The following is a 24,053-nucleotide window of genomic DNA, read 5'->3' as shown; positions in this document are numbered from 1 at the left end:
ATATCTGTGGCTCTGGTTGCGTGCTATAGAGGCCCATGCTAGTCGCGCGCGCTTGTCGAGACAGATGTGCGGGGCTAGCGCAACCATTTCGACCCAATCAGGGGAACGCCAAGACGGCAATCAATGTCTGAAACGACGTCACAACCGAAACGGAAACGCAGTCGCGTAATCCAGCCTCATGGTTCGCGCCAAGAGGGAAGCGCCGTTGCAAAACTGGCCGCGGGTGCGATTGGTATTGTGTTCGGCGACATAGGCACCAGCCCGCTCTATGCTTTTCGTGAGACATTTGTGGGTGCGCACCCTTTGGAGCTGGACAAGCTTCATGTTCTTGGCGTGGTCAGCCTGATTTTCTGGTCGATGACGTTGGTCGTGGCAATCCAATATGTGACCATATTGATGCGCGCGGACAATAAGGGGCAGGGTGGCAGCCTTGCCGTGGTGGCCTTGTTGTCGGGCGCTTTGCGGCGATCAAAATTCGGCTGGGTCGCCATATTGCTGGGCGTATTTGCCACCTCGCTTTTCTACGGCGACAGCATGATTACGCCAGCAATCTCGGTATTGTCGGCGGTCGAAGGCTTGACCGTGGTGAACAGCGGTCTACAACCCATGGTCATCCCCATAGCAGTAGGATTGCTGGTCTTTCTGTTTGTGATCCAGTCGCGAGGCACCGCCAAAATCGGGGCCTTATTTGCACCGGTGATGTTCGTTTACTTTACCGTCATTGCGATTTTAGGGCTGACCCAGATATTCCAGACACCGGAAATTTTGCTGGCGCTGAATCCCTGGTATGCGGTTCAATTCTTCCTGATTGACGGTTTTAAAGCTTTTCTGGCCTTGGGCTCTGTTGTGTTGGCTGTGACCGGGTCCGCGGCCCTGTTCGCCGATATGGGGCATTTTGGCCGCAAACCTATGCGCATCGCATGGTTTGGTTTCGTGATGCCCGCCTTGCTGTGCAACTATTTTGGACAGGGCGCGATGATTATCGGACTGGACCAGGCCGGAGCCGAGGCGGCGATCCAGAACCCGTTCTTCTTGCTTGCGCCTGAAATGCTGCGCTTGCCGCTGGTGATATTGGCAACCATGGCGACTTTCATTGCCAGTCAGGCCGTTATATCTGGAGCATTCTCAGTAACGCACCAAGCCATTCAACTCGGCTTCATTCCGCGTTTGACGGTCAAGCATACCAGCGCCTCGGAAGCCGGTCAGATCTACATTCCGGTTATCAACTGGACAATCATGATTGCCGTGCTGATCCTTGTGTTGACCTTCCAGAGCTCCAGCAACCTTGCATCGGCTTATGGTATCGCCGTGACTGGCGCGATGCTGATTGATACCTGTCTGCTGGCTGTTCTGGTCTTCACATTGTGGAAGTGGAAATGGTGGTATGCTGTCCCATTGATCGCATTATTCTTCATCGTTGATGGCGCCTATTTTGCCGCGAACCTTACCAAAGTACCGCAAGGGGGTTGGTTCCCGCTCATGGTTGGTGGTTTTGCCTTCCTGCTGCTCACGACATGGGCCAAAGGGCGCAAGATCATGCGCGAAAATATGGCCGAAGCAGCGATGCCAATCGAAATTTTCACCAAGTCGGCCAAGAACAGCGCCACGCGCGTTCCGGGGACGGCGATTTTCATGGCCTCTGCCTCTGTCGGCGTTCCCTCCGCTTTGCTGCACAATATCAAGCACAACAAAGTGGTTCACGAGCGAGTGGTTATTCTTACCGTCAGTATTAAAGATGTCCCCTATGTGGAGTTAGAGAAGCGCGTTGAAGTCAAAGATCTGGGAGATGGTTTCTACCGGCTGATCCTGAACTATGGCTTCATGCAGGAAACCGACGTTCCGGCGGCACTGAAAAAGGTGAAGGAATGCGGGATGGACTTTGACATGATGACGACCAGCTTCTTCCTGTCACGACAGACATTGCTGCCGTCTGAAAAGCCCAAAATGATGATCTGGCGAGAAAAGATTTTCGCATGGATGCTGCGCAATGCCGCCACGGCCATGGAGTTCTTCAAGCTTCCCAGCAACCGTGTGGTTGAGCTTGGTAGCCAGATGGAAATTTGACGCTAGGCCTGGCGTTCAAATATCAGTTTTGTCCACCAAACGCCTGTTGCTTTGTTGCTGGGCAATAGGGATTCAGTCCGCTCATTGTAAATCGGGATGAGCTTGAACGAAGATGCCAATTCAATCGTCTCTTCCGCTGAAACCGCAAACATCTGTCTGCCATTGGGAACGGGGCCATGTCTCAGTGAAATAAAGAGACGTGCATCTTGGCCGAGCAGCGCGGACACATGTTTCATCGCGGTATCTCTTTGATCTTTATCGAGATGCATCCAAACCGCATTGATCAATATGAAATCGAACTGTTCGTTCAGATTTCTGATTTTTTCCAGATCGGGCAAGCTGTCATCCAGCCATCTGATGTCGGGTGAAGGGTGCAGCCGGATTGCACCTTCTCGCATTTCTTTTGTGGGCTCGGCGGCAATGACGTCATGGCCTCTCTCATCCAGCCAAGCGGCATCTCGTCCCGTACCCGAACCAATGTCCAATATCTTGCTCGGCATTTGGGGGAAGTAAGTGATTGCCGCTACGTAGCTCTCTTCAAACGAGAGCTTTTCATATTGCTCCAAGAGAAAGGGGGCTTGGCTGGCATAGCCTTCCGTGCCGCTGACAATGTTGTTTTTCATGCATTACAGTCTCTTGTGAAGTCTGCTATTTGTCTATCGTAAATTTATAGCCAGAGAGGGCAATATTTGGTGGCGCATAAGGATAACGTCTACTAGATAGCGGGCATTCGATTCTTGTCTGGAAATTGAGGACAAAGCCTATGCGTGTCGCCATTGCTTCTGACCATGCTGCCATTGAGATGAAAGCCGCTTTGGTTGAGTGGCTTACCGAGGCTGGGCATGATGTGGACGATTTGGGGCCGATGACGACGGATAGCGTCGATTATCCTGACTATGGTTACAAGCTGGCAAACGCCGTTGCATCTGGTGATGCAGATCGCGGTGTCGCACTATGCGGCTCCGGAATTGGTATCTCCATCGCGGTCAACCGCAATCCGGCTTGCCGCTGCGCTTTGGTATCTGAATCCCTTTCGGCCAGGTTGGCCCGCGAACATAATGATGCGAATGTCATTGCCATGGGCGCGCGGTTGGTTGGCATCGAAATCGCAAAAGATTGCTTGAATAATTTCTTAAACACCGAATTTGGCGGAGACCGGCATCAGCGCCGCGTAGATAAACTGTCCGCACCACAGACCGAAGGAGCAGCGTAATGAGCAATGTCGCAGATATACAGGATATCCGTCCGACCGGATTTTTCGATTTCTCTGTTGATGAGAGTGATCCAGCGGTTGCCGGTGCAATCAACGCAGAAATGTCGCGTCAACAAAACCAGATCGAGCTGATTGCTTCTGAAAACATCGTGTCCAAGGCTGTGCTGCAGGCGCAAGGCTCGGTATTCACCAACAAATATGCAGAAGGCTATCCTGGTCGCCGTTATTATCAGGGTTGTGCACCGTCTGATGATGTGGAAACGCTGGCCATTGAGCGAGCGAAACAATTATTCAATTGCGGCTTCGCCAATGTGCAACCGCATTCGGGTGCACAGGCAAATGGCGCCGTCATGTTGGCGCTGACCAAGCCAGGCGACACGATTCTCGGCATGTCGCTCGATGCTGGAGGACATCTGACCCATGGCGCGAAACCAGCGCAATCGGGTAAATGGTTCAACGCCGTTCAATATGGCGTCAACGAAAATGATCATCTGATCAACTATGATGAAGTGGAAGCGCTTGCCAAAGAACATCAACCGAAATTGATTATCGCTGGTGGCTCTGCCTATCCGCGGCAAATTGATTTTGCCCGGTTCCGGGCGATTGCTGATGCAGTTGGCGCGATTTTCATGGTCGATATGGCCCATTTTGCTGGGCTAGTCGCTGCCGGCTATCATCCCAGTCCTCTTGACCACGCTGATGTGGTGACAACCACAACGCATAAGACATTGCGTGGCCCACGTGGCGGCCTTGTGCTGACTAATGATGAAGCCATTGCCAAGAAGATCAATTCGGCAGTTTTCCCTGGCTTGCAAGGTGGACCGCTGATGCATGTCATCGCGGCGAAAGCAGTGGCTTTTGGTGAAGCACTGCGACCCGAATTTGCCAGTTATTCTGCGGCTGTCATAGAGAATGCAAAAGTACTGGCGGCTCGCCTGAAAGAACGCGGCGCGGATGTTGTCGCTGGCGGAACCGATACACATCTTGCGCTTATTGACCTCTCGCCGCTGGGTATCACAGGCCGTGATGCAGATGAAGCGCTCGAACGCGCTGGCATCACCTGCAATAAGAACAGCATCCCGAATGATCCGCAGCCACCGATGAAAACCAGCGGTATTCGTGTCGGTTCACCAGCAGGTACAACGCGCGGCTTTGGTCCCGCAGAATTCCAAATGATTGGCGATATGGTCGCCGATGTTCTGGATGGCCTGCGTGAAAAGGGTGAGGGCGGGGATCCGGCCGTCGAAGCCAATGTGCGAGAGCGCGTTCAGGAACTTTGCAACCGTTTTCCGATCTACCCAGAATAAGCGAACTTACTTCTTATGCGTTGCCCTTTTTGCGCCCATGATGACAGCCAGGTAAAAGACAGCCGACCGACGGAAGATGGGACGACCATCCGGCGCCGACGCCAGTGTGAAGGATGCGGCGCACGTTTCACGACCTTTGAGCGGATACAGCTTCGCGAGATTACGGTGGTAAAGAGCGAGGAGCGGCGTGAAACCTTTGATCGTTCCAAGATCGATCTGTCTGTATCTCTGGCTTGCCGTAAACGCGGGATTGCACAGGAACAGATGGATCAACTGGTCTCCGGTATTCAGCGCCAGCTGGAAACCAGCGGAGAAACCGAAATTCCTTCCAAACGTATCGGCGAGATGGTCATGGAAGGGCTGAAAGGCCTTGATAGCGTCGCCTATATCCGGTTTGCATCAGTCTATAAGGACTTTACCGAGGCAAAGGATTTTGAGGAATTTGCTGGAAGTGTAAAGGATGTTGGCATCGCTGATGCTGGTAGCAAATGAGCACCGGCCAGCCGATTATCGTTCTGGTTAAACCCCAGCTTGGCGAGAATATTGGCAAAGCCGCGCGCGCTATGCTCAATTTTGGTCTGACGGATATGCGGATCGTAGACCCCCGTGATGGCTGGCCCAATCCATCGGCAGGCCCTACCGCAGCCGGTGCGGATAATGTTCTGGAAGAAGCGCAGGTTTTTGCAACGACCGCAGAGGCGGTGGCTGACTGTTCGCATGTCTATGCAACGACGGTGCGCAAGAGAGGGATGACCAAAGAGGTGCTGACGCCTGCTGCCGCTGCGGAAGATATGGCCGCTGCCAGCGGTAAATGCGCGATATTGTTCGGTCCGGAACGATCGGGACTGGAATTGGTTGATGTGGAACTGGCGCGGAAGATTATTACCGTACCGATTAATCCAGAATTTGGTTCCCTCAATCTGGCCCAAGCTGTGATTTTAGTGGCTTATGAACTGTCTAAATTGGACGGAGCAGAAACCGTCCAACCGACTATTGAGACGAAAAAACGCGAGCCGGCCAAGCAAATTGAGTTGGATCAGTTTTATGAACATCTGGAGCGGGCGCTGGACGAGGCCGGGTATTTTTATCCGCCGGATCGCGCACCAGCTACGAAAGTTACGCTCCGTAACATGATTACCAAACCGGCATGGACTAACGAAGAAGTGCAGACTTGGCGCGGCGTTATCAGTGCATTGGAAAAGCCGTTTGTCAAAAAATGAGTTTTTGACAAATTAGCTATCTCTCATCTGATCCCATTTTTCCAGTTCATAGCTGATCGATGTTTCTATCAGCATTTCCCAAATCGCTGCCATCGTCGGAACAGGTATTCCCGCATTGCTAGCCAGTTGTTTGACATTCTCTAGAACTTCGGCTTTGCGTTCTTCGTCGCGCACAGCGGATCTCTCCGATTTGATTCGTGCAGCAGCTTCCATGCATTGAAATCGGAGTTTCAGCAACGCGATGAGATCGGAATCGAGTTGATCAATCGTCTCTCGAAGTTCGGGCATAGCTTGAATTTTTGCTATTGAATCTTTGTCATAAGGCATGTTTGCGGCGTTAGTTGAGTGCGAACCAATTGTCGAGTGCAGGATAGGTGTCTATCTAGGAATTTTCATGACTATCTGTTACAATGCCTGATGCCAACAATATTGGAGAATTGCAGTGCTTTCATTGTTGATATCAGTATTCATCGCCGGTGAAACTTCGGATATTTCTACTGAGAAACAACCGACTGATGAAAATACAGTTGTTTGTCGTTCGGTTCGAAAGGTCAGTTCACGTATTCCCGAACGTATTTGCAGAACAAAAAAGCAATGGGCTGACATAAATCGATCCAATCGGGACGAGCTGCACAATAGGTCCAATTACAGCCGTGGAACACAGAACAACAATTGAGAATGCTATCGATCGCATAATCGCATTGTTGATATCGACTGAACTATCCCATTAGAGCATGCTTGACAGGGATATGGAATCTCGTCATAGGCCGCGTCTTGCAATTGGCTCCGCACCCCGGTGAAGCGGTAGCCGCGTCAATCCAAGCGGATTTTCGGTGCATTCCGGGATGATTTGCTCTTCCCGAAAAGCGGGAACCGGTTTTCGGACAAGAAGAGCGAACATTGAATGAAACAGCAAATTAGGAGTCATTGAAATGACAAAGCGTACCAGCTCGAAATATAAAATTGATCGCCGCATGGGCGAAAATATTTGGGGTCGTCCCAAATCACCAGTCAACCGCCGTGACTATGGCCCAGGCCAGCACGGTCAGCGCCGTAAAGGCAAACTGTCCGACTACGGTATTCAGTTGCGTGCCAAACAGAAGCTGAAAGGCTATTATGGCGATGTGACCGAGAAACAATTCAAGCGTGCCTATAAAGAAGCATCAAGCATGAAAGGCGATACCAGCCAAAATCTGATCGGTTTGCTGGAGCAGCGTTTGGACATGGTTGTTTACCGCGCCAAATTTGCACCGACCATTTTTGCTGCTCGTCAATTGGTTAGCCACGGCCACATTCGCGTCAACGACGTAAAATGTAACGTTGCTTCACGTAAAGTGCAGCCGAATGATGTTGTCTCGCTGAGCGACAAGGCCAAAGAAATGCTGCTGGTTATCGAGGCACAGAGCCTGCCAGAGCGTGAAATTCCAGAATATGTCACGCCAGACGGTACCGATAAAGTAACCTATGTCCGCGTTCCAACGCTGGACGAAGTGCCTTACCCAGTAACGATGGAACCCAATCTTGTCGTCGAGTTCTACTCGCGCTGATCGGTATAACGATGTTTGCAAAAGGGCGGCCCGTCAGAGCCGCCCTTTTTATTTGTGCCGCTGGCAAGCCTTGCGCCGGATCGACGACACTGCCAGTAGTGACAATATAAATTAGTTGATGAAAAAATTTGGATGAGGATCCTGAAATGCAGAATAAATGGTTTGCCCTTGCGCTGATACCGGCACTGGCCCTGGCGTCTTGTGTAATACAGGTGGATGATGCCGAAGACGCTGTCCCGCTGCCAGAGGTCGCTGCTCCCGAATTATCGGTTGATACGATGCGCGATATTACGCGGGAGCTTTCTTCAGATGCCTTTGAAGGACGTGCACCGGGCACAGTTGGTGAAGAGAAAACCCTTGCGTTGCTAACCAAGGAATTTGCCGAAGCGGGTATTGAGCCAGGAAATGGCGATAGCTGGTTTCAGGATGTGCCGCTGGTCGAGATTAAGGCCAAAAATGTGTCGGACCTCACCATCAAGGGCGGCACGGGTGACATGAGTTTCAAATATGGCCCTGAAATGGTAATCACCTCTTATCAGGAACAGCCAAAAATTGAAGTTTCGGATAGCGAAATGGTTTTTGTCGGCTATGGCATCAACGCGCCCGAGCGTGAATGGAACGACTATGAAGGCGTTGACGTCAAAGGTAAAACCGTTGTCATTCTGGTGAACGATCCGGATTTCGGTACCGAAAGTCTTGAAGGTGATTTTGGTGGCCGGGCGATGACCTATTACGGACGCTGGACCTATAAATATGAAGAAGCGGCGCGTCAGGGCGCCGCCGCGGCCTTGATCATTCATGACACAGCGCCAGCAGCTTATGGCTGGAATGTTGTAGAATCCAGCTGGAGTGGGCCGCAATTCTATGCGCAGTCAGCGAATGGCGGTGCCGACCAGACGAAGGCTAATGGCTGGGTTCAAAAAGATGTTGCTGCAAAGATTTTTGCTAGTGCCGGACAGGATCTGGAAGCGATGATGGCTGCCGCGAAGAACAAGGATTTCAAGGCCGTACCGTTGGGTGTGACCGCATCCATGTCGTTTGAAAATGACATCAGTAAAATGACCAGCAAGAATGTCATCGGCATGATCAAGGGCAAGACCCGGCCAGATGAATATGTGCTCTACACCGCGCACTGGGACCATCTGGGGCGGTGTAAGCCCGCACCTGATGGCGATGATATCTGCAACGGTGCAGTGGATAATGCTACGGGTACAGCGGCCTTGGTGGCTCTTGCTGAGGCACATGTCAAAGCGGGTGCGCCGGATCGTAGCATAATTTTTCTGGCTGTGACGGCTGAGGAATCCGGCCTGCTTGGCTCAAAATATTATGCTGAAAATCCAATCTATCCGCTCAACAAAACAGTTGGCGGTGTGAACATGGATGCCTTTGGCATGGCTGGTCCTGCCAAGAATATTGTGGTGGTCGGCAAAGGCAAATCACAACTGGATCGCTATCTCGACGGTGCTCTGAAGGTCGACGGGCGGATTGCGGAAGCAGAACCGACACCTGAAAAAGGCTTCTATTATCGTTCGGATCATTTCAGCTTTGCCAAACTGGGCGTGCCTATGATCTATTTCGACGGTGGTGAAGATCTTGTGGAAGGTGGCCGTAAGGCTGGTGAGGCGATCAGCAAGGACTATGTCGAGAACAAGTATCACGGACCCAAGGATGAATTTGATCCGAACTGGAACTGGGACGGCGTTATGGGAGATCTGAAAGTCTATTACACCGTAGCACGGATGCTGGCGATGACCGAAGATTGGCCGAACTGGAACGAGGGCGACGAATTTCGCGCTACTCGCGACAAGAGCCGCGCTGGAACCTGATTTCTAGTCTCGGAGACGAACTATGAGATGGCCAGCCGAGTGGGAGCCGCATGAAGCGGTCTGGATCGGGTTTCCTGGCAATCGAGAAGAGTGGCCTGAGCAATTAGCGGAGGCGCAGCGTGAAGTTGCGGCCTTCGCCAATGCCATTTGTGACAATGGCAATGGCGAGCACGTTAGGCTTGTTTGCCGAGATTCTGGTGATGCCGATCATGCGTCCGAATTGGTTGATCACAAGGTCGCTATTCTTGTTCAGCCCTTTGGCGATATCTGGTTGCGCGATACCGGTCCGATCATAACAGTTGGTGAGGATAGGCGGGCCCATGATTTCGGCTTTAATGGCTGGGGTCGGAAGTTTGAAATGGCGGGTGATCAAGATATCGGGCGTCGCCTTGCCGAAGAGGCCGGACTAGCCGTCTCCAAGCATGACTGGATATTAGAAGGCGGCGCAATTGACGGAGATGGGGCCGGACGTCTCATCACCACAGAACAATGTCTTCTTAATCCTAACCGCAACCAAAATTTAACCAAGGATCTAGTGCATCAGAAATTGCAGCAAGCGCTCAATATCGAGCATATCTGTTGGCTTGGCGACGGGTTGATGGCTGATCATACCGATGGTCACGTCGACAATCTGGCGCGCTTTGTGTCAGCGGGAAAAGTGACTATTCCGAAAGCTCGTAACGCCGATGATACCAATGCTGATATCTACAACGATGCCGCAAACCGAGCGGAGACGGCAGGTCTGGACGTTGTCCGGATTCCATCGGTTGGCCTATATGAAATTGACGGTGACATTGCGCCAGCCAGCTATATAAATTTCTATATCGGAAACACCATTGTCGCCGTTCCGCAATATGGCGCGAGCTCAGACGGCGAAGCTGTGCAAGCCATTGCCGAACTGTTCCCTGATCGCAGAGTTGTCGGCCTTTCCAGCACCGCATTGCTGCGTGGCGGCGGTAGTTTCCATTGCATCTCTCAGCAAATCCCGCAGCTTTGAAACGCTGTAACTTCTGTAAGTTTTCATCGAACTATGTTTGAGCGGGGCAAAATGCTAATCTCTGCTGATATGATTGAGGGGATTGCTTATGGCTGATGGCATCTTGAGCGTTTTGAGCACGCTGACATTCATTTTGGTTTTCTTGCTTGGCCTTGGTCTGGCTGGCGTGATCGTTCTGTTTTTCATCGACATCACCCAAAAACAGGATGCTGTCCGCCGCAACTATCCCGTCATCGGCCGGTTCCGTCATCTGTTCAGCAGTCTCGGAGAGTTTTTCCGGCAATATTTCTTTGCCATGGACCGAGAAGAAATGCCCTTTAACCGGGCGGAGCGAGAATGGGTGGAGCGGGCAGCGAAAGGCACTGGCAACACTATTGCTTTTGGTTCAACCAAAAATCTCGACCCCGCGGGCACACCGATTTTTGTCAACTGCCCATTTCCGACGCTGGAAAAAGATGCGGCGGAAACAGCGACATGCACATTGGGTCCCTATTGCGAGAAACCTTTTGAAGCCAAATCGTTGTTCAACATTTCCGCGATGAGTTTCGGCGCGCTGTCTGTCCCTGCTGTGCAAGCCTTGTCCCATGGCGCGAAAATGGCAGGATGTTGGATGAATACAGGGGAGGGCGGTTTGTCCCCTTATCATCTTGAAGGTGGCTGCGATATCGTCTTCCAGATTGGTACTGCCAAATATGGCGTGCGCAATGATGATGGCAGTCTGAATGACGAGAAGCTGCGCGCCATTGCCGATCACGAACAGGTTCGTATGTTCGAGATTAAAATGTCGCAGGGCGCAAAACCGGGAAAAGGCGGTATTTTGCCGGCTGCAAAGGTTACGGAAACAATTGCCAAAGTGCGCGGTATTCCGGAAGGCAAAGCATCCATTTCTCCTAATCGTCATCCCGAAATTAACAGCGTGGAAGACATGCTCGATTTTGTAGACCATGTCCGCAAAGTCACGGGCAAGCCTACCGGTATCAAAGCCGTCGTCGGTGCCTATGGCTGGATAGAGAGTCTTTGCGAGGAAATTCATCGGCGCGGAATAGAAAGTGCTCCGGATTTCTTTACGCTGGATGGCGGCGACGGTGGGACAGGCGCTGCGCCGATGCCATTGATGGACAATGTGGGATTGCAATTGGACGAGAGCCTGCCGATGCTATCGGATATTTTCCATAAATATGGCTTGCGGGAGCGCATACGGATTATCGCGTCGGGAAAAAGGGTTACGCCGAGCGAGGTCGCTTGGGCCATTTGCGCGGGTGCGGATTTTGTGAATAGCGCCCGTGGCTTCATGTTTTCACTGGGATGTATTCAAGCAATGAAATGCAACAAGAATACATGTCCAACCGGCATTACGACGCATGATCCGCGATTACAGCGTGGGCTGGATCCAACCGACAAGAAGGTCAAGGTTGCCAATTATTGCAAGAGCCTAGTGCACGAAGTCGAGGTGCTGGCGCATAGCTGCGGCGTTGATGAACCCCGTCAACTGGGGCGCAAACATGTTCGCATTGTTCAGGATAGCGGCATGTCCATCCCTCTGGATGAAATCCATCCACGACCAGAGGTTGTAAGAAATTTCAAGGTGATAGACCCGGTCTCTGGATAAACTGCTTTGCATGACTGTGCATGTGACTTATGTTCCGGCACAAAGATAAATCTCCCAAGGAAAGGCCTGATTGAATGACGAAAAAGCTTATTTTTGCCGGTATTGCGACAGGATTATTGGCAAGTGCGGCCGTGCCTGCACTAGCAAATGCGCAGAAAAATGATGGCGTTGCGCATAGTGACTCTGCGCTGACAGCTGCGATCGGTCATGAGCGGCGAAACGATGATAAGGCGCGAGATGTTTATCGCAATCCTGCCCAGACTCTTGCCTTTTTTCAGATCAAACCCACGCACACGGTAGCGGAATATGGTCCAGGCGGCGGCTGGTATACGCGGATATTACTTCCCTATTTGAACACCAACGGAAAATATATCGCCGTCAACGGCAATAGCGACAGCATCAATTTTAGCAGCCGAGCGCGGGAAGGACGGTCGAAAAGTTGGCCGGAACGTTTCCCAGACGCTGCATCCAAATGGACCGGCGTGTCGGCCGATAAGATTACAGCTTTTGAAAGTGACGAAGTGCCAGAAGAAATGAAAGGCACGATTGATCGAGTCGTCATTTTCCGTTCGCTGCATGGCATGATGAATGGCGCCCGTGCCGATTCTGAACTCCAAAATCTGCGTGAAATTCTAGCAGATGATGGCATGATCGGGGTTGTGCAACATCGTGCGAACGACGACGCACCCTATGCCATGTCCAAGGGGACCAAAGGCTATTTGAAGCAGTCATCGGTTGTCGCTCTGTTCGAGTTGAATGGCTTTGAACTGGTGGATTCGTCTGAGATCAATGCCAATCCAAAAGATACAAAAGACTATGAGAAGGGCGTGTGGACTTTGCCGCCCGTTCTGACCAACAAGGACCAAGACAGGGCAAAATATCAAGCGATCGGCGAATCTGATCGTATGACTTTGTTGTTCAGGAAACGCCCGTAGTTTTTTGCATAAGTGAGCAGCGAGTTCTATCTCAGACTGCCGGACGAAGAGGAAGGAAAAGGATGATGAAAAAGAGACTGATGATTGGTGCACTGACTGTCCTTGGAATGGCGGCGGCAATGCCTGTTTCGGCACAAAACCAGGAAGAGGATGGTGTGCAAAATGACAGCAATTTGCGTACGGTCATTATGCATGAACGCCGCGCGGAAGACAAAGCGCGCGATAAATATCGCAACCCCAGCCAGACAATCAGCTTCTTTGGCATCGAACCAGAACATACAGTTGTAGAATATGTACCCGGTGGCGGCTGGTACTCCCGTATATTGGCGCCTTATGTTGCGGATAACGGAAAGTTTATCGGCCTGACATTTGCACCCGATCCCTTGCCCTTTGGTGACGAAACCAAAGAGCGCATTCGCAATTTTCCCACGAAATTTCCGAATGATGTAGCCGAGTGGACGGGCATGCCAGCCACAAAATTTGCTGCCTACACGGCTGACAAGGTTCCGGAAGAAGCCAATGGAACCGCTGATTTTGTGATCATTCCACGCATGATGCACAATTTGATGCGCTGGAATGTGGCGGACAGTGAAATCAAAGTGATGCGTAATATGCTAAAAGATGGCGGCATGGTTGGTATTGTGCAGCACCGGGCCAAAGGCAACGCACCGTTTAGCTATGCTGATGGCAACAAGGGCTATTTGCGCACTGACACCGTTGTGAAATTCATGGAAGCCCATGGTTTTGAACTGGTCAAACAGTCCGAAGCCAATGCGAACCCCAAAGATACGGCGGACTACCCAAAAGGTGTCTGGACACTGCCGCCACGTTATGCGGAGGGTGATACGGATAAGGCAAAATATACAGCGATCGGTGAATCTGATCGTATGACTTTGCTGTTTAAAAAACTGCCGTGATCGCTAGCTGATCCATGGGTGAATTTGCCGTCCGGGCGATAGTATCCGGGGTGATTGTGGCGATAGTCGCAATCATTGCCCGGCGCTATCCAGCCATGGGGGCACTGATTGCTTCATTGCCGCTCATTTCGATATTGGCAATGATCTGGTTGTGGCGGGATACCGGTGATACCGAATTGCTTGCGGGTCACGTACAGGCGACTTTCTTCTATGTCATTCCCAGCTTGCCCATGTTTCTTATCATCCCGCTGATGTTGCGGCAGGGGATAAATTTCTGGGCTTCTCTGTCGGCAGGCATATTGGTCACGATATTATTGTATGTCGCCACAATTCCGATTGCGGCTCGTTTCGGCATCAAGTTATGAGCTCTCCATGACAGAGAATATCACAGTTGCTGCTTTGCAGTTGTCCCTAAATGGCAATGAAACAGAGAATATCGAAGCGGTTAGTGCACATGTTGCCGAAGCGGCAGAGCAGGGCGCGCAGATCATATTGCCACCGGAACTTTTCGCTGGCCCCTATTTTTGCAAGACCGAAGATGAGGCCTTGTTCGCACTCGCTAAACCGGTGCAGGACAGCGCGCCGGTGCAGGCGATGCAAAAGCTCGCGAGGCAATTGGGCGTGGCGATCCCGGCCAGTTTCTTTGAACGTGATGGACCGCATCATTACAACAGTATCGCCATGATTGATCCGGGTGGCGAGATCATGGGTATATATCGCAAAAGTCATATTCCGGACGGGCCAGGCTATGAAGAAAAATTCTATTTTCGTCCGGGCAATAGCGGCTTCAAAGTCTGGGACGTATTCGGCACTACCATAGGCGTCGGCATATGCTGGGACCAATGGTATCCCGAGACTGCACGAGCAATGGCTTTGATAGGTGCCGAAATACTGTTCTATCCCACCGCGATCGGTTCAGAGCCTTATGATGCGGATCTTGATACGAGCCGGATGTGGCGGCGCGCCATGCAGGGGCACGCAGTGAGCAATTGTATGCCAGTGGTCGCAAGCAATCGCATTGGGAAAGAGGAAGGGCAGAGCTTTTACGGCCACAGCTTCATTGCCAATGAATGGGGCGACTTAGTGCTGGAATATGGTGCAAAAGACAGCGGTGTGCTGGTGGCATCATTTGATCTGGACCAGGCGCGCAAGCATCGCGCTGGTATGGGATTTTTCCGGGACCGTCGGCCGGAGCTTTACGGGAGATTGGTTGAGGATCGATAGTCTTTCGAACCTTGTGTGATGAACTCTTCGATCATCATCTCTTCGGCATAGCCTACATCTAACATTCCGTTGAGAGATTTGTCGCGCGTTAACCAGCGGACGCCAATCGTGTGAAGCGCGTCTTCCAATATTCTCTGCTGGTCCGCAGCGCCCGCCACTTCAAGATTTCGAAAAGTCATATGAACCGGAAAAATATTATCAATTCCGTCTATTTGCGTGGGACGCGCCCAACGCCTGGCATAAATGTCATCGAGATTCTTTTTATCTGTATTCAGGAGGATACGGAGCATGATCGCGCGATCATATGGCTGTCGATCAATGTCGGTCTCAAGCCGGCGCATTTGGTCTAGCGCTTTGTTATAAACCCCGGTTTCGTATGACAGCGCCGGTATGTAGCCGAACAACGGAGCGTCGTTGCGCGTGTTTTCTTTCCAGAAAGCTATATCATCCGGCGGAACGATGAAGAATGTTCTATAGGAAGATATTATATTGGTCGGTGCGGCATAAATGCAGTGCCGGGAAAACCGGCTGCCCAAAATAGGCAGAGGAAAAGCGGGACGATTGGCGACGGGCGCGTCCCTAAAGATCGAGTATAATACGCAGCCATGTTCATCCATGCTAAATTGGGCATCTTGTGTGAAGCCGCCAAAACCTCGGCCAGAAACATGATGATTGCGGGGCATAAGTTGAATCTGTCCGAGGCCGTGCTGCGCTTCGGCAACTGGCGCTGAAAGTGCAAAAACTGCTACTGCTAAACAGCAGAAAAACATGCCGGAAAATTTCATAGAGCTTTCACTACCCTTGCTGACTATGCGCCATCCCTTTCATGCCAGGACAGAGCTTTACGGAAAACCGCTTCAAACATTTCAGCGGTCAATCGCTTGGTGTTCACATTGTAGCGGCTGCAATGGTAGCTGTCGATGAGAACACGGCCGGCAGGCAAGCTATGTTGGGCACCATGCGCAAACTTATGTTCCGCAAGTCTACCGCCAGTCATTCGGATCACGCTGTCATGAGCGATTTTTCCCAGGGCTAGAATGACTCTCAATTTGGGTAAACCATCCAGAGCCTTGATCAGATAGGGCTGGCAGTTGTTAATTTCCGCGCCATTGGGTTTGTTCTCTGGCGGCAGGCATTTGACGGCATTTAAGATCATGGTGCCTTTGAGGGTCACGCCGTCATCTGCACGCGATTGAAAGGTACCATTGGAGAGGCCAACTTGGTCCAGCGTGGCGAACAAAAGATCTCCGGATGCGTCGCCGGTAAAGGGTCTGCCGGTGCGGTTTGCACCTTCTTTTCCCGGTGCGAGACCAACGATCGCGAGCCACGCATTGGGGTCGCCAAAGGCTGGAACTGGCGCGTTCCACCATTCGGGTTGGTCTTTGCGCAGCGATTTGCGCAAGCTGACTAGCCTAGGGCAGCGAAGGCAGTTTTTCGGCGCTTCGGCAAAAGGAAGGGGGCCATGATCACTCATAGCCCCCGCCTAAAATCATTTGGACACTACGTCCAGCAAAGGACTGAAAAATCAGTCTTTCAGTTCAGCCGGAACAATACCGCCATTGGCTGCAATTTCTGACATAACGCGCTTGTGCAGTGCGATATTGTCTTCTGCCGATCCGCTATAATCTGCATTGCCGAGTTCTTGTGCCAGGGCTTTGCGGTTCTCATAGCTCGCGTCAATCTGGACGAGCTTCATCAAATCCACAATCGAGGTGCGCCAGTTTAATTTGTCAGCACCAGGGATATTGTCCAAACGAGCCGTCACGTCGACTTCGGATATGGCTGCGCGAGCCACAGGGGCCGCTTCGGCTGCCGGTGCCGCCGCTTCGGGCTCAGCTGCCTTTGCTTCACCGCCGAAAATCGCACTTTTAATTTTTCCAAATATACTCATGATCATGCTCCTCTTTTTTCATGGGGGATATACTTGCTATCCTTGTCCTCTTTCTTCGGAGCTACGTCGGCAGGAGTCAAATGCCAGTTGCTGATTTTTACGGAGCTTGCAGTAAACAGGTGTGTAAACACTCGTAAAGCTTTTGAAATCCCGATTCTAAAGCGAAAAACATGCTACTATCGACTCGATAAACAGAATCAATGGCAAGGCTGATAGAGTCAAAGGAGACGGGTATGAGTATTTTAGAAATCTTGCAGCAATCAGGTGGCATTGGCACCATGGCCAAGGAATTGGGCATTAATGAAAGTGTTGCGCAAGCCGGTGCTGCCGCCTTGCTTCCTGCCGTTTTGGGCGGTTTCAAAAAGACAACACAGGCGCAGCCCAATGGCCTGGATGGACTAGGCGGCCTGTTGGGTCAACTGGGCGGTGGAGGACTGCTCGACAGTGTTATTGGTACGCAGCCTACGCCAGTGAGCCAGGGCAATGAAGTCCTTGGTCAGATATTCGGATCGAAAGAAGTCAGCCGGACGGTTGCGGCCGGTGCCGAGCAGCAAACCGGAATTAGCAGCGATCTGCTGAAGAAGATGCTTCCCATCGTTGCGATGATGGTTGCTGGCTATATGGCAAAACAGGGCGGTGAAAGCGCTGGCGGTGGAGGCGGCGGCCTGGGCGGCCTTATCGGCGGACTGCTTGGTGGCGGTTCCAATGCATCCTCTGGCGGCCTTGGCGGTTTGGGTTCACTACTGGATCTGGATGGTGATGGAAACCCGCTCGACGATATCATCGGTATGGCGGGCAAACTGACCCGTTAATTGTTGATCAACTAAAGGAGATAGAAGATGGGATTGCTGGATAGTGCACTGGGCATGTTGCCCGACAATGTAAATTTGGAATCCATGGCTGAGAAAGTCGGTATGTCGGCGGAAGAGTTGAAATCCGGTGGTGAAGCCCTTTTCACCAAGCTGCAGGACGGCAGCGTCGACAAGGCGACAGCCATCAAGGAAGCGGCCGCTGAGGCGGGTGTTGACGCTGAAAAGCTGAAAGGTTTGATGCCCGCCATGGCGGAAAAGGCCGGTCTGGACGGCGAAGGCGGATTGATGGAGAAGCTGGGCGGCGAGGATGGAATTCTCGGCAAAGTCGGTAGCTTTCTCGATCGCGATGGCGATGGCAATCCGCTGAATGATATTACGGATATGGCCAAAGGTTTCTTCAAGAAATAGGCTCTGTCCCGTTCAGACAGAAAGAGCGGTTTTAGTCCTCCAGCACTTCAAGCTGGAGGACGCCGCCCTCAACAGCCGCAACACGCGCGGTGGTCCCTTTTTTCATATCTGGTCCAGTCGCTGGCCATTCGCCATCGGCAACTTTGGCACGGCCGCTCGTTGCGCTAATAGCCTCGACCACAGTAACCGTCTGCCCGACCAATCGCGCGGACCGATCATTGAGCAGGGGATCTTCGCTCTCAACCTTGTTGGTCAGATACCATCGCCGACCGAAAAATACGGACGCCAGTGACAGCAAACCGAACAATGTGAATTGACCTGCAACGGTGATGTCGATGAACATCGCCACGAAGCCGGTTATGGCGGCAGCAGCAGCCAACCAGATCAGGAATACACCCGGTACCAATATTTCACCGATACCGAGCAACAGCGCGATTATCAGCCAGTGATAGTGCGATTCCAGCGACATTATCTGTTCAATGATATCCATGTTTAGTCGCCTTATTGTTCAAACGGACCTTTGCGGCGCGGTTTGGGAGCGTTGTTACTGGGGCCATCATCGCCGAGCGCTTCTTTCGCCAACTCGCCGATGCCGCCCAACGTACCCATAAGCTGTGTCGCTTCGACCGGGAACAATATGGTCTTGGCATTTGGTGATACCGCAAATTTTTCGACGGCTTTGACATATTCCTGAGCGACAAAATAGTTGATGGCCTGCGCATTGCCGGTGGCAATGGCCTGCGAAACCATTTCGGTGGCCTTTGCTTCAGCTTGAGCAGCGCGTTCCCGCGCCTCTGCATCGAGGAAAGCGGATGCCTTGCGACCTTCAGCCTGCAAGATTTCACCTTGCTTTTCACCTTCCGCACGCAGAATTTCTGACGCACGGGCACCTTCGGCGTCCAATATGTTGGCGCGCTTTTCACGTTCCGCTTTCATCTGTGTGGCCATGGCGTTGACGATATCTTGTGGCGGGCGAATATCCTTAATCTCGACGCGCGTAATTTTTATGCCCCATGGGGTGGTGGCATCGTCGATCACGGTCAACAGGCGGGCATTGATTTCATCACGTTTGGAAAGGGTTTCATCGAGATCCATCGAGCCCATAACGGTACGCAGGTTGGTGGTCACCAGATTGAGGATCGCGTTGTAGAGATCATTCACTTCATAAGCGGCTTTGGCAGCTTCCAATACCTGGAAAAATACCACGCCGTCGGTTGAGATCATCGCGTTATCTTTGGTGATGATCTCCTGGCCCGGAATATCGAGCACTTGCTCCATCATATTGATCTTCCGACCAACGCGATAGAAAAATGCGGGGTAGAAATTGAACCCGGGTTTAGCAATGGTGGTGAAACGCCCAAAATATTCGATCGTATACTCATAACCCTGGCGAACAATCTTGATGCTTGCGCCCAGATAAATGATCACCAAAAGGAAAAAGAAAAATGCGGCTGTGAATTCCATCTGCTAAGCCCTCCAAAATCAAGTTCGAATATCATTGATTATTTACCGAATAATGCCAAGGAAAAAGCGAATATTTTGCTGAAAAATAAGGTTATCAAAGGCTATGCGTTTCCCCCTTTTCATTGCTACCCTGATGTTTTTACAGCCCTCTGTGGCTCATGCTGAAAGTGCAGCAGGCGAAATATTGGAAGATGATTTGCGGGGGCATATTGAAATATTGGCGAGCGATGGTTTCGCTGGCCGGAAACCGGGCACCATCGGCGAGAACAAAACGGTTCATTATATTGCAACCGAGTGGCGAAAGGCTGGCCTACAACCAGCGGCTGGTGCAGATTCCTGGTACGCACCGGTGGCATTGGTGGATCGGACATCGTTGAGCGAAAGTTTTGCGTTTCAGTATGACAACGGAAAGAGGGTTAAGTCCGTACGCATAGACGATGATCAGCTATTGCTGCGTGGAGCTAAGCCAATTTCGAGCCTTTCAAATATACCGCTGGTCCACCTTGGCTACGGCAATCAGACAGTTGAAGAGATGGAACCCGTCATTTCGGGCAAACTTGCTCTTATGTTTCTCTCTTCCCGGCCAGGTGTAAATGGTTTTCCCGGATATCGTGAACGAAAGGCGAATGTTATCGCCGCAGGTGCTTCCGGTGTGATTACAGTGATCAAAAGTGAGTCCCGTTTTGCACGCGCGGCACGGCGTTTTCGCACCGCCAATACCAGCCTGGATGGTGAAGGCAAACATGCTGATATGGAAGGGATTATAGGCTGGAAAGCCGTTACCAAGTTGCTTCGTAAAGTTGATCTGGATGCGGAAGATCTGCGCGACGAAGCCAAATCGGAAATATTTCAACCGCTGTTGCTGGACATATATGCGGACCTCAGTGCCGAGACGCAGGTGCGGTCTTATGTTTCGCACAATGTTATAGGAAAAATTGCTGGACGTGATCCGGCAAGCGGTGCTGTCCTGTTTCTGGGCCATTGGGATCATCTTGGCGAATGCGGCCCGAAAAATGCGGATGATCGTATCTGCAATGGAGCGGTCGATAATGCCAGCGGGATATCCTTGCTGATCGAAACAGCCAAGCGTCTGACTGATGGAAAGTCTGACCGGGATATCTATTTTCTGGCTACAACAGCCGAAGAAAGCGGATTGCTCGGTGCGCGCGCCTTTGCGGAAAACCCCAGTTTTCAAATTGATCGTCTGGTGGCAGTATTTAACGCAGATACAGTGGCCTTGGCGCCGAATGGCAAGCTCATCGCCGTGGTAGGACGCGGGGAAACTGACCTGGACGAAGATTTGGAAAAAGTGGCAGCTGCTCATGATCGGAAGATCGACAAAACCGACAAAGCCAATGCGTTTATCAAACGTCAGGATGCATATGTCTTCCTGGAACGGAATATTCCGGCTTTCATGATTACCAGTGCTTTTTCGGACCAGAAACGGCTCGATAGCTATCTGGAGGGGCGTTATCATGACGCCAGCGATGAGCTGGATGATCAGCTGTTGCTGGGCGGTGCAGTGGACGATGCCAATTTTCATGTGGCGCTGGGTCGCTATTTCGGCAACGTGGAAACTTACAAAGCGAAAAATGCACCAAATAGTGCAGCGAATAGTGCTGGCGATTAGTTACAGAACTGATTACATGGGCCGCCACAGAATCAAATTCAGCACATCAGAAAGTGGTATTCCATGAGCAGCAGAGAAATCCGAACCGGACTAACATTTGATGATGTTCTGCTGCAACCCGGTGCATCGGATATTGTGCCCAGCCAAGCCAATACGCAGACCTGGCTGACCAAGGAAATTGCGCTGAATATACCTGTTTTGTCTTCGGCTATGGATACGGTGACCGAAGCGGATATGGCAATTGTCATGGCGCAAATGGGCGGCATTGGCGTGCTTCATCGCAACCTGACGCTGGAGCAACAGACTGCTGCTGTCCGGCAGGTGAAACGTTTTGAATCCGGTATGGTCGTCAATCCGATCACCATCGCTCCGGACGCGACCCTGGCCGATGCCGAGGCAACCATGTTGCAGAACAAAATATCCGGTATTCCCGTGGTTGAGCAAAGCGGCAAACTGGTTGGCATTTTGACCAACCGCGATGTCCGTTTTGCGGAAAACCCCCGGCAACCGGTTTCCGAACTGATGACCAAGAATGATCTGGTTACGGTTCCTGTCGGCGTTAGTCAGGAAGAAGCCCGCCGGATGCTGCATCAAAGACGTATCGAAAAACTGTTGGTGGTTGATGACAGCTACCGCTGTGTTGGTCTGATTACCGTCAAGGATATCGAAAAAGCGGTAACCTATCCTGATGCGACCAAAGACAGCACGGGACGTTTGCGTGTGGCGGCGGCTTCCACGGTTGGCGATGCGGGCCTAGAGCGGACCGAAGCTTTGATTGACGCTGAATGTGATCTGGTGGTTATCGATACGGCCCATGGTCACAGTAAAATGGTGTCGAAAGCCGTCGAAGAGGTCAAGAAACGCTCTAACCAGACGCAAATTATTGCCGGAAACGTTGCCACCGCAGCTGCAACGCGCGCGCTGATCGATGCGGGGGCTGACGGGATCAAGGTTGGCATTGGTCCGGGATCGATTTGTACAACCCGGGTTGTTGCTGGCGTCGGCGTACCGCAATTGACGGCGATTATGGATTGCGCAGAAGAAGCGGCCAAATCTGGAATACCTATTGTTGCAGATGGCGGCCTCAGAACATCTGGTGATGTTGCCAAGGCGCTGGCCGCCGGTGCATCGTCGGTCATGGTCGGGTCTCTGCTCGCCGGAACGGAAGAAGCGCCGGGTGAGACATTCCTCTATCAGGGGCGCGCCTATAAGAGTTATCGCGGCATGGGATCGGTTGGCGCCATGGCGCGCGGTTCTGCCGATCGCTATTTCCAGCAGGATATCAAGGATCAGATGAAACTGGTGCCCGAAGGTATTGAGGGACAAGTCCCCTTTAAAGGTCCAGCGGGTGATGTCGTGCATCAACTGGTCGGTGGTGTGAAAGCGGCCATGGGCTATACTGGCGCTGAAACCTTGCAGGACTTGCGTGAAAAGGCGGAATTTGTGCGGATTACCAATGCTGGCCTGCAGGAAAGCCATGTGCATGATGTTTCCATCACACGGGAAGCGCCCAACTATCCAACGCGTTAAAGGGGCCGGCTGATGGTCGAACTGAAAGTCTTTTTTTTATTGCTGGTTTGGCCCGATGGGCAGGATCAGACCGAACCCTTATGGACTATTGAAACCTTCGAGACTGTGGCCGCCTGTAAGGACTATGCCGCTATAGCCATAGAGGATGCGACGAAGAAATACGGCGCTGATATTCAAACGCAGTTTCATTGCTTGAACAAAGACAGCCGTATCACCGAATGACCCCCTCTGCGCGCCTGCAAGCGGCTATTGAACTGCTCGACGAAATCATAATCGCAGCACGGGATAATGGCGCATCAGCCGACAATATCGCAAAAAAATTCTTCAAAGCGCGCCGCTATGCAGGCTCGAAAGACCGCCGAGCGATCCGCGAACATGTCTATGCCGCGATCCGGCGTTTCGGTGATCGGCCAGCTAGTGGGCGCGCCGCTATGGCAGGATTGGCTGAGGAGCAACCCGAATTACGGGAATTGTTCGATGGATCAGCTTATGGACCTGCTGCGCTGACGGATGATGAAGATCGCGCTGGTGGTAATTTTGTCGCAAATTGGCTTTCGGCCCGATTTACTGCCTTAATTGATGACAAAGAGAAGGCGGCATTATTTGGCCGCGCACCGCTGGATATCCGCCTGAATCCAAAAAAAGGTGACACTGGGGTCATAAAGGGCACATGGCCCGAGATCGAAGATTTGGTTTTGCCCAATGCCTATCGCTTGCCAACAGGAACACAGGTCGAGAACAGCAAGGCTTATATTAGCGGTCAGATAGAAATTCAGGATCTGGGCAGTCAGGCGATTGTGGCTGCCTGTCTGCCAAGGGAACCAAGGCTGGTTTTGGATATGTGCGCGGGGGCAGGGGGCAAAACGCTTGGATTGGCCGCGCAACTGCCAGATGATATCCGGATCATTGCTGCCGATACGGATCGCAGCCGTTTAAGCCGCATAGAGCCGCGTTTGCACCGATCGGGCGTACGCAATATTGAAACAATATTATTGTCTCCCAAGAAAGAGGAAGAAGCGTTGGCCCCGTTCGCGGGCAAATGTGATTTGGTGCTGGTCGATGCCCCTTGTACGGGAACCGGTACCTGGCGGCGGAACCCGGAATTACGCTGGCGAATGACGCCGAAACGCCTGGATCAGACGGTTAAATTGCAAGCGAGACTGCTGGAACTGGCTAGCAATATGGTCGCTCCCGGGGGTCGGCTGGTCTATGCTGTTTGTTCGCTTCTCGACGCAGAAGGAGGCGATCAGGCGGCGTTTTTCCTTAAAAACCATCCGGAATGGCGGGATATAGAGGTTGATTTGCCGGTAGGGCGGCCATATCGTAAAGGAACTCTACTCACCCCGTATCAAGACGGAACGGATGGCTTTTATTTTACCTGCCTTGAAAAATTGTGATAGCAGATCATGACAGGTGCCAGCATGTTCACCGAACGTGCAGGTGGGCCTGCTAGAAAGCC

The 24,053-nt window shown here is 51.9% G+C and carries 26 protein-coding genes; 19 read left to right on the top strand and 7 right to left on the bottom strand.

Annotated elements, in window-relative coordinates; translation table 11 throughout:
• Positions 1-123 precede the first annotated feature (123 nt).
• Positions 124-2,064 (top strand): potassium transporter Kup, encoded by a 1,941-nt coding sequence (locus BS29_RS10975; RefSeq protein WP_229953697.1) that lies wholly within the window; start codon positions 124-126, stop codon positions 2,062-2,064.
• Between the two features lie 2 nt (positions 2,065-2,066).
• Here BS29_RS10975 and BS29_RS10970 read toward each other — a convergent pair whose 3' ends face one another.
• Entirely contained in the window at positions 2,067-2,687 is a 621-nt protein-coding gene (locus BS29_RS10970) for a class I SAM-dependent methyltransferase (RefSeq protein ID WP_229953696.1), read from the bottom strand.
• A gap of 140 nt (positions 2,688-2,827) precedes the next feature.
• On the opposite strand from BS29_RS10970, the gene rpiB reads away from it, so the two are divergent.
• Genes rpiB through BS29_RS10950 form a run of 4 tightly spaced genes read left to right on the top strand, consistent with a single transcriptional unit; the run spans position 2,828 to position 5,804 of the window.
• Positions 2,828-3,277 (top strand): ribose 5-phosphate isomerase B, encoded by a 450-nt coding sequence (gene rpiB / locus BS29_RS10965; RefSeq protein ID WP_229953695.1) that lies wholly within the window; start codon positions 2,828-2,830, stop codon positions 3,275-3,277.
• The gene (gene glyA, locus BS29_RS10960) at positions 3,277-4,584 is read left to right on the top strand and encodes a serine hydroxymethyltransferase (RefSeq protein WP_229953694.1); all 1,308 of its coding nucleotides are present in this window, start codon (positions 3,277-3,279) and stop codon (positions 4,582-4,584) included. Before rpiB ends, glyA begins: the two co-directional genes overlap by 1 nt.
• Positions 4,585-4,599: 15 nt before the next feature.
• Positions 4,600-5,076: a transcriptional regulator NrdR gene (gene nrdR / locus BS29_RS10955; RefSeq protein ID WP_229953693.1), complete on the top strand. Its 477-nt coding sequence runs from the start codon at positions 4,600-4,602 to the stop codon at positions 5,074-5,076.
• Positions 5,073-5,804, top strand: a complete 732-nt coding sequence (locus tag BS29_RS10950; RefSeq protein WP_229953692.1) for an RNA methyltransferase — start codon at positions 5,073-5,075, stop codon at positions 5,802-5,804. The genes nrdR and BS29_RS10950 overlap by 4 nt, the downstream gene beginning before the upstream one ends.
• 12 nt (positions 5,805-5,816) lie before the next feature.
• Here BS29_RS10950 and BS29_RS10945 read toward each other — a convergent pair whose 3' ends face one another.
• Positions 5,817-6,092, bottom strand: a complete 276-nt coding sequence (locus tag BS29_RS10945) for a chorismate mutase (protein WP_229953691.1) — start codon at positions 6,090-6,092, stop codon at positions 5,817-5,819.
• Between the two features lie 644 nt (positions 6,093-6,736).
• Here BS29_RS10945 and rpsD point away from each other — a divergent pair.
• The 8 genes from rpsD (at position 6,737) to aguB (ending at position 14,859) form a co-directional block, all read left to right on the top strand.
• The gene (gene rpsD / locus BS29_RS10940) at positions 6,737-7,351 is read left to right on the top strand and encodes a 30S ribosomal protein S4 (protein WP_229953690.1); all 615 of its coding nucleotides are present in this window, start codon (positions 6,737-6,739) and stop codon (positions 7,349-7,351) included.
• A gap of 146 nt (positions 7,352-7,497) precedes the next feature.
• Complete coding sequence (locus tag BS29_RS10935; protein ID WP_229953689.1) at positions 7,498-9,177, top strand: M28 family metallopeptidase; 1,680 nt, start codon at positions 7,498-7,500, stop codon at positions 9,175-9,177.
• Between the two features lie 22 nt (positions 9,178-9,199).
• Positions 9,200-10,174: an agmatine deiminase family protein gene (locus BS29_RS10930; RefSeq protein ID WP_229953688.1), complete on the top strand. Its 975-nt coding sequence runs from the start codon at positions 9,200-9,202 to the stop codon at positions 10,172-10,174.
• 88 nt (positions 10,175-10,262) lie between these two features.
• Positions 10,263-11,783, top strand: a complete 1,521-nt coding sequence (locus BS29_RS10925; RefSeq protein WP_229953687.1) for an FMN-binding glutamate synthase family protein — start codon at positions 10,263-10,265, stop codon at positions 11,781-11,783.
• A gap of 74 nt (positions 11,784-11,857) precedes the next feature.
• Positions 11,858-12,718 carry a class I SAM-dependent methyltransferase gene (locus BS29_RS10920; protein WP_229953686.1) on the top strand — a complete coding sequence of 287 codons (861 nt, stop codon included), beginning with the start codon at positions 11,858-11,860 and terminating at the stop codon, positions 12,716-12,718.
• A gap of 62 nt (positions 12,719-12,780) precedes the next feature.
• The gene (locus BS29_RS10915) at positions 12,781-13,635 is read left to right on the top strand and encodes a class I SAM-dependent methyltransferase (RefSeq protein ID WP_229953685.1); all 855 of its coding nucleotides are present in this window, start codon (positions 12,781-12,783) and stop codon (positions 13,633-13,635) included.
• Positions 13,636-13,649: 14 nt separating this feature from the next.
• Positions 13,650-14,000 (top strand): DUF3147 family protein, encoded by a 351-nt coding sequence (locus BS29_RS10910; protein ID WP_229953684.1) that lies wholly within the window; start codon positions 13,650-13,652, stop codon positions 13,998-14,000.
• Positions 14,001-14,007: 7 nt separating this feature from the next.
• Positions 14,008-14,859 carry an N-carbamoylputrescine amidase gene (aguB, locus tag BS29_RS10905; RefSeq protein ID WP_229953683.1) on the top strand — a complete coding sequence of 284 codons (852 nt, stop codon included), beginning with the start codon at positions 14,008-14,010 and terminating at the stop codon, positions 14,857-14,859.
• Here the strand turns inward: aguB and BS29_RS10900 are convergent.
• From BS29_RS10900 to BS29_RS10890, 3 genes are all read right to left on the bottom strand, one after another.
• Positions 14,832-15,542, bottom strand: coding sequence for a hypothetical protein (locus tag BS29_RS10900; protein ID WP_229953682.1), 711 nt, complete (start codon positions 15,540-15,542; stop codon positions 14,832-14,834). The genes aguB and BS29_RS10900 overlap by 28 nt on opposite strands.
• Positions 15,543-15,667: 125 nt before the next feature.
• Complete coding sequence (locus tag BS29_RS10895; RefSeq protein WP_229953681.1) at positions 15,668-16,333, bottom strand: uracil-DNA glycosylase; 666 nt, start codon at positions 16,331-16,333, stop codon at positions 15,668-15,670.
• A gap of 51 nt (positions 16,334-16,384) precedes the next feature.
• The gene (locus BS29_RS10890; RefSeq protein WP_229953680.1) at positions 16,385-16,750 is read right to left on the bottom strand and encodes a DUF3597 domain-containing protein; all 366 of its coding nucleotides are present in this window, start codon (positions 16,748-16,750) and stop codon (positions 16,385-16,387) included.
• A 233-nt stretch (positions 16,751-16,983) separates the two neighbouring features.
• On the opposite strand from BS29_RS10890, the gene BS29_RS10885 reads away from it, so the two are divergent.
• Both BS29_RS10885 and BS29_RS10880 read left to right on the top strand, forming a co-directional pair.
• Complete coding sequence (locus BS29_RS10885) at positions 16,984-17,562, top strand: DUF937 domain-containing protein (protein WP_229953679.1); 579 nt, start codon at positions 16,984-16,986, stop codon at positions 17,560-17,562.
• Between the two features lie 27 nt (positions 17,563-17,589).
• On the top strand, positions 17,590-17,970 hold the full coding sequence (locus tag BS29_RS10880) for a hypothetical protein (RefSeq protein WP_229953678.1): 381 nt from the start codon (positions 17,590-17,592) through the stop codon (positions 17,968-17,970).
• A 31-nt stretch (positions 17,971-18,001) separates the two neighbouring features.
• Here BS29_RS10880 and BS29_RS10875 read toward each other — a convergent pair whose 3' ends face one another.
• A complete protein-coding gene (locus tag BS29_RS10875) occupies positions 18,002-18,460 on the bottom strand; it encodes an NfeD family protein (protein ID WP_229953677.1) in 459 nt (152 codons plus the stop codon).
• An 11-nt stretch (positions 18,461-18,471) separates the two neighbouring features.
• Positions 18,472-19,434 carry an SPFH domain-containing protein gene (locus BS29_RS10870; protein WP_229953676.1) on the bottom strand — a complete coding sequence of 321 codons (963 nt, stop codon included), beginning with the start codon at positions 19,432-19,434 and terminating at the stop codon, positions 18,472-18,474.
• 133 nt (positions 19,435-19,567) lie between these two features.
• Here BS29_RS10870 and BS29_RS10865 point away from each other — a divergent pair, with 133 nt between their 5' ends.
• The 4 genes from BS29_RS10865 to BS29_RS10850 all read left to right on the top strand — a co-directional run bounded on the left by BS29_RS10865 (position 19,568) and on the right by BS29_RS10850 (position 23,991).
• On the top strand, positions 19,568-21,064 hold the full coding sequence (locus BS29_RS10865; RefSeq protein WP_229953675.1) for a M28 family peptidase: 1,497 nt from the start codon (positions 19,568-19,570) through the stop codon (positions 21,062-21,064).
• 63 nt (positions 21,065-21,127) lie between these two features.
• The gene (gene guaB / locus BS29_RS10860; RefSeq protein ID WP_229953674.1) at positions 21,128-22,594 is read left to right on the top strand and encodes an IMP dehydrogenase; all 1,467 of its coding nucleotides are present in this window, start codon (positions 21,128-21,130) and stop codon (positions 22,592-22,594) included.
• Positions 22,595-22,606: 12 nt separating this feature from the next.
• Complete coding sequence (locus BS29_RS10855; protein ID WP_229953673.1) at positions 22,607-22,816, top strand: hypothetical protein; 210 nt, start codon at positions 22,607-22,609, stop codon at positions 22,814-22,816.
• Complete coding sequence (locus tag BS29_RS10850; RefSeq protein WP_229953672.1) at positions 22,813-23,991, top strand: RsmB/NOP family class I SAM-dependent RNA methyltransferase; 1,179 nt, start codon at positions 22,813-22,815, stop codon at positions 23,989-23,991. The genes BS29_RS10855 and BS29_RS10850 overlap by 4 nt, the downstream gene beginning before the upstream one ends.
• Positions 23,992-24,053 lie beyond the last annotated feature (62 nt).

The sequence above is a fragment of the Parasphingorhabdus litoris DSM 22379 genome (genome assembly GCF_020906275.1).
Lineage (GTDB): Bacteria > Pseudomonadota > Alphaproteobacteria > Sphingomonadales > Sphingomonadaceae > Parasphingorhabdus > Parasphingorhabdus litoris.
The sequence above is the reverse complement of the archived record's forward strand: the minus strand, read 5'-3'. Positions and strand labels throughout refer to the sequence as shown.